General features: G+C 73.6%; 5 protein-coding genes and 1 pseudogene. 3 read left to right on the top strand and 3 right to left on the bottom strand.

The window, feature by feature from the left end; translation table 11 throughout:
- Window positions 1-231: 231 nt before the first annotated feature.
- The 3 genes from B7767_RS31795 (at window position 232) to B7767_RS31785 (ending at window position 3,243) form a co-directional block, all read left to right on the top strand.
- On the top strand, window positions 232-1,716 hold the full coding sequence (locus B7767_RS31795) for a hypothetical protein (protein WP_085575149.1): 1,485 nt from the start codon (window positions 232-234) through the stop codon (window positions 1,714-1,716).
- A 79-nt stretch (window positions 1,717-1,795) separates the two neighbouring features.
- On the top strand, window positions 1,796-2,641 hold the full coding sequence (gene prcB, locus B7767_RS31790) for a proteasome subunit beta (protein ID WP_085575148.1): 846 nt from the start codon (window positions 1,796-1,798) through the stop codon (window positions 2,639-2,641).
- Between the two features lie 113 nt (window positions 2,642-2,754).
- Window positions 2,755-3,243 (top strand): DUF5709 domain-containing protein, encoded by a 489-nt coding sequence (locus B7767_RS31785; protein WP_085575147.1) that lies wholly within the window; start codon window positions 2,755-2,757, stop codon window positions 3,241-3,243.
- Window positions 3,244-3,320: 77 nt separating this feature from the next.
- Here the strand turns inward: B7767_RS31785 and B7767_RS31780 are convergent, their stop codons facing one another.
- The 3 genes and pseudogenes from B7767_RS31780 to B7767_RS31770 form a co-directional block, all read right to left on the bottom strand.
- Complete coding sequence (locus tag B7767_RS31780) at window positions 3,321-3,542, bottom strand: hypothetical protein (RefSeq protein WP_085575146.1); 222 nt, start codon at window positions 3,540-3,542, stop codon at window positions 3,321-3,323.
- Window positions 3,543-3,727: 185 nt separating this feature from the next.
- Window positions 3,728-4,933, bottom strand: a complete 1,206-nt coding sequence (locus tag B7767_RS31775) for a glycoside hydrolase family 64 protein (protein WP_085575145.1) — start codon at window positions 4,931-4,933, stop codon at window positions 3,728-3,730.
- Between the two features lie 311 nt (window positions 4,934-5,244).
- Window positions 5,245-5,621, bottom strand: a pseudogene (locus tag B7767_RS31770) (gfo/Idh/MocA family oxidoreductase); the annotation flags it as partial.

The raw sequence follows: 5,621 nt of genomic DNA, 5'->3' as shown, positions 1-5,621 counted from the left end.
CCCGCTGCCCGGGCCCCGCCCGGCGCCCGAGCAGCCCCCGCACCGGGGCCCGCACCCGCGCTGACCGGCGGCGGGCCCGGGGCGGATGGCCGTATTCCGTCCTGCGGGCCCGTCGCACGCGGGTTAGTTTGTCGGTGATCGCCGGAACGCCGGTTTCCTGGAACCCGTCCTTCAGAGCGCAGGGCCCGTGGAACCCGGGACCCGATGACACGCGGGAATGAGGAACGGACGATGACCGACGGCACCGGTGCCCTTCTCACCGGCATGCGCAAGCGCGGGCAGCGGGCCGGACCGGGCCCGTCACCGCGCGGCGGCACCCGCCCGCTCGCGGTGCTCGCCGCCGTCTTCACCCTCGCCCAACTCGTCCTGGTCCGCCCCGTGCTGGGCCTCGGCTGGGACGAGATCGTCTACACCAGCCAGGTCACCTCCCACCACCCGGCCGCCTTCTTCAGCGCCCCCCGCTCCCGCGGGGTGTCCCTGCTGGTGGCGCCCGTCGCGTCCTGGTCCGAGTCCACCGCGCTGCTGCGCGTCCACCTCGCCCTGCTCTCCGGCCTCGCCCTCTTCCTGGCCCTGCGCTCCTGGCGCGGACTGTTCCCCACCCGGGTCCTGGTCACCGCCGGCGCCTTCTTCGCCTCCCTGTGGATCACGCTCTTCTACGGCCCCCAGGCCATGCCCAACTACTGGGTCGCCGTCGGCGCGCTGACCGCCGTCGGCTGCTTCCTGCGCCACCGCGCGGACCCCTCGTCCGGCGGCCCCCTGTGGGGAGTGGCGGCGGGGGCCGCGCTCATGACCTGGATGCGCCCCACCGACGCCGTCTGGGCGACGGTCCCGCTCCTCGTCCTCGCCCTGGCCGGCCGGCACGGGCGGTCCCTGCTCGCCCTCGCCGGCGGCCTGCTGGCGGGAGCGGTCCCCTGGGTGGTCGAGGCGTACACCGCGTTCGGCGGCCTGCGGGAGCGGCTCGCCGAGGCCTCCCGCATCCAGGGCGGGCTCGGCCTGAACTTCGCCGTCGACGACCAGCTGCGCAGCCTGGGCGGGCGCGCCCTGTGCCGTCCGTGCACGGGCTCGATGCCCCACCCGGTGATCACCCTGTGGTGGTTCGTGCTGCCGCTGCTCGCCGTCCTCGGACTGGTCGTCGCCGTGCGGGCCCGCCGCACCCTGCGCACCGTGGTGCCGCTGGCCTGCGCCGCGACCGTCGCCCTGCCCTACCTGTTCATGATCGAGTACGCGGCGCCCCGCTTCCTCCAGCCCGCCTACGCCCTGCTCGCGATCCCGGTCGCCGACGCGCTGTGGCACCTGGTCACGGCACCGCGCGGAAAGTGGCGGCGGGCAGCCGGAGCCCTGGTCGCACTCGGCCTGGCCGGTCACCTCACGGTGCAGCTGACCGTCCTCGTGCACACCGTGGACCGCAACGTCGACAGCCGCCGGGACTGGGCCCGCACGGCCGAGGACCTGCACCGGCTCGGTGTCCGCCCGCCCTGTCTGATCACCGGCCACGAGGCGATCCCCATCGGCTACTACACCGGCTGCTCCTCCGGCGCGACCGCCGGGAACAACGAGAACACCACGGCCGCCGAGATCCTGCGCACCGCGGACCGCGTCCCGGTCGCCACCCTCACCGGGCCCGGCGGCACACCGCCCGGGTACGCCCGCTCCTGGCCCGTCCACCGGATCGGCGACCTCGAGGCCCGTGTCGCCCCGGCGCCCGGCTCCGGCTGACGGCGCCGGGTTTCCCGCGCACCCGGTCCAGGTAGGAGTCGGTTGTCGGTGCGTGAAGGAGCGACGAGGGGGGAACGGCATGGCGGAGAGCGGGCACGAAGGGCGGCTGGGGGAGGAGTTCTTCACTCCGGGCTCTTCGTCCTTCACCGAGTTCCTGGCGGCCCACCGCCCCGAACTGCTGGGCACGCGCACCCCGCCCGAGGGCGTCCGCGCCGCGGAGGTCCCGCACGGCACCACGATCCTCGCCCTCACCTACGCCGACGGCGTGCTGGTCGCCGGTGACCGCAGGGCCACCATGGGCAACCTGATCGCCCAGCGGGATCTGGAGAAGGTACTGCCCGCCGACGACCACACCGCCGTCGCGATCGCCGGTTCCGTGGGGACCGCCCTCGACATGGTGCGGCTCTACCAGGTCGAACTCGCCCACTTCGAGAAGATCGAGGGCGTCCCGATGACCCTCGGCGCCAAGGCGACCCGGCTCGCCACCCTGATCCGCCAGAACCTCGCCCAGGCCATGCGGGGCCTCGCCGTCGTCCCGCTGCTCGCCGGCTACGACACCACCGCGCCCCGGGGAGGGCGGGGCCGGATCTTCTCCTACGACGCCGCCGGCGGCCGCTACGAGAAGTACGGCTTCCACACGGAGGGGTCCGGATCCCCGTACGCCAGGGGCGCCCTCAAGAAGCTCCACCGGCCCGGCATGTCCCGCGAGGAGGCCGCCCTGGCCGCCCTGGAGGCCCTCTACGACGCCGCCGAGGACGACTCGGCGACCGGCGGCCCCGATCTCTCCCGCCGCATCTTCCCGGTCGTGTCGGTCATCACCGAGGACGGCTACGAACGGCTCGGCGAGACCGGGATCCGACGGCTGAGCCTCGACGTGGTCGACCGGCGCCGCTCCCGCCCGGACGGCCCGAACGCGCCCGTCTGATCCTCGAGGGCCCTCTCCGTCACCGGACGCACCGGGGTTAGAGACCGCGTCACGGGAAACGCGGATCTGACACCGAGGCGAACGAGCCGACGCAGCGTGACAGGGAGGAAACCATGGGCACCGAGCCGATGGGGGACGACGCCTACCAGCCCACCGGGAGCAACGAGGAGCAGGAGGACGCCGCGCCGCTCGACATGCAGGACGCACTCGACGAACGGACCTACGACGACACCCTCGACGAGGGCTACTCCCCGCCGGAGAAACCGCTCGGCGTGACCAAGTACGGCACCACGGCCGCGGAGCAGCACGAGGGGGAGAGCCTCGACCAGCGGCTGGCCCAGGAGGTGCCGGACGCGTCCGTGCCCGCCGGGGACGCGGTGGGCGACCTTCCCGGCGGCGAGGGCGAGCCGGTCGACCCGGAGGCGGGCACCGACCGCGCCGGACGCCTGGTCGCCCCGGACGAGGGGGCCCACCCCGACACCACCAAGGAGTCCGTCGCCGAGGACGTCGGCATCGACGCGGGGGCGGCCGGCGCGGAGGAGGCCGCGATGCACGTGGTGGAGGACGGGACGGCGCTCCCGGAGGACCGGGACAGAACCTGACCCCGGCACGCCGCCGGCCCGGTGCGATCGCACCGGGCCGGCGGCGCGGTCCTGTCCGCGAACGGGTGTGTGCGGGGTCAGGGCAGCATCTTGTCCAGGGCGGCGGGCCCCTCCTCGTCCAGCTTCCGCCTGGCCCACTCGAGGTTGTGCGGGGTGAGGTCCTTGCCCGAGGCAAGGACGATGTCCTCCGGCGACACATCGGTGCCGGTGCGGGCGTGGAGCAGGCTGTCCGGGGTGGCGCGGTCCGCGGACCGCCGGGACGCTTCGGGCTGGGACGCGTCGGGCTGGGACGTCGACATCTTCTGGCTCCTCGGGTCCGGATCGTTGGAGCGGCCCCGGTGCTGTCATCGGGTCCTATGCCCCACCATTCAACGCGGGAGCCCGCCGTGCATCCGGAACGCTCGCGGCACCGCGGTGAAGAGCCGCTCCTCCTGGCTGCCGGGGTACCTTCCCCGGCCCGGGGGAAACCTGCTCCGCGAGCCGTCTAGAAGGCCGTGAGCGTCAGCCGCAGGCCCGTGGGTGCCGTGTCCTGGATGTACGAGGCGAAGTCGGCCACGTCGTCGAAGGCGAAGCCGTACGCCCTGCCGTCCTCGGTGGCCGTGTGGACCGCCTTGGAGTAGTGGTTGGTGAGCTCGGTCCGGTAGAAGACCGAGGCGTCGGCCGTCGGCTGGTCCGGGTGGCTGAGCAGCGTCGAGCGGTTGAAGCCGGCGCCCAGCACGGCGGCGACCGGGCCGGTCGTGCCGTCGTTGGGGGCGGCGAGGGCGCCGTCGCAGAAGAGGACGTCCCGCGTGGAGGGCTTGCCGAAGGAGACCTGGGCGGGTCCGTCGAAGGTGAACCGCTCGCCGCGCACCCGGCCGGTGAAGGTGCCGGCGTTGGTGGTGACCTCGAGGTCCCGGCCGGTGTAGGTGCTCCACACCTCGTCGATGTACGGGGCGAAGTAGTCCTTCGCGAACAGGCCGGCGTCCAGACCGTGGCCGGGGGCGATGATCCGGGTGTCGTCCACGACGAGCCGGGAGAACGCCTCCACCCGCTTGACGGCGGCGAACGCCGCCGCGCGCCCGCCCTCGCGCACGGTGCCCGTCGTCTGGTCCTTGGCGCCGGTGAGCCGGATGCCCATCGGCACGCTGAACATGTCGACCATGGTCGTGTTGCAGAACATGCCCGAGGAGTTGTACGTGAACTCGGCACAGTCGTGCAGCACGCCGTAGTTGGGGTCGGAGGTGACCCAGCCGGCCGGGTACTGCAGCGCCGCGTTGCCGTTGCCGTCCGTGACGACCTTGAACTTGAGCTTCGCGCCGAGGGACACGTAGATCCGGCCGGACATGTACGGCAGGGACAGCTTGGTCTCGCCGCTGCCGGCCAGGCCGATCGCGTAGTCGGTGAAGCCGTCGGGGCCGTTGTCGGAGGCGGCGACGGGGGCGACGGTGCCCTCCGGGGTGACCCTGACCTGACGGCCGTCCACGTTGCCCACGATGTAGAGGTGCACGTTCGCGTTGTCGAAGGAACCGCTGTTGTTGACGATCGTCAGCGGCAGGGCCCCCGCCGCTGCCGTGCCGGCCTTCCGCTCGCCGGACTGGTCCGCGAGGGCGTGCGGAGCGATCGCCGCCGCCGCGGGAATGGCCACGGCGGCTCCGCCGAGGGTGAAGAGGACCTTGCGGCGGCCGAGGTTGCGCTGGTGACGGGGGGTCATGTGGGGGATCTCCAGGAGTACTCGTGCGGATTCCTGACCGCGCCGGCCGGCCGATGGGGGAGGAGAACCGCAGAGAGCGCTCTCAAAGCGGTACGTCGGGACCGGCGCGCGACATCGATGCTAGGGGCGGCCGTGTCCCCCGCCAACGGTCCGACTTGTCCGCGACACCGCTCCGACCTGCGACTCTTTGAAGAAACAGCCAAGATCCGGCGATCGCTTAACCGGGCTTTAAGGGCCGCTTAAGCCGGTCCGGCCCGGTGACCACGGAGCGCGTCGGGGGTGCTTCGTTCCGCAGTCGCCGGGTGAGGCCGTCAGCACGTTCGGCCGTCCAGCCGCGCCTCCGCCGCGGCCAGGATCTCCGTCACCCGGAGCGCGAACGCCGCGTCGCAGGGATGGGGGGTGCCGGCACCGGCCGCGGTGAGGAGGGCGTCCGCGGCCCGGGTGAGCGCCGGGACCGCGCCCTCGGAGGCCTCCGGGAGGGAGGTGACGCCCGCCGTGCCGCGGAGCTCGACCACGGCGCCGGCCGCCGCCGGGGGAGCGGTCAGGCTCAGGGTGAGGCTGCTCGACGCGCCGCCCTCGTGGTCGAGGACGAGGTGGACGGTGTCGCCGGGGCCGTACGCCGCCGCCGTCACCCGCCGCGGTTCGCCGAGCACCGGGAGCAGGACGGACAGGGCGTGCGGGCCGACGT

It is taken from the genome of Streptomyces sp. 13-12-16 (assembly GCF_002114215.1).
Lineage (GTDB): Bacteria > Actinomycetota > Actinomycetes > Streptomycetales > Streptomycetaceae > Streptomyces.
Note: the sequence above shows the minus strand (reverse complement) of the source record. Positions and strands in the feature narration are given on the sequence as shown.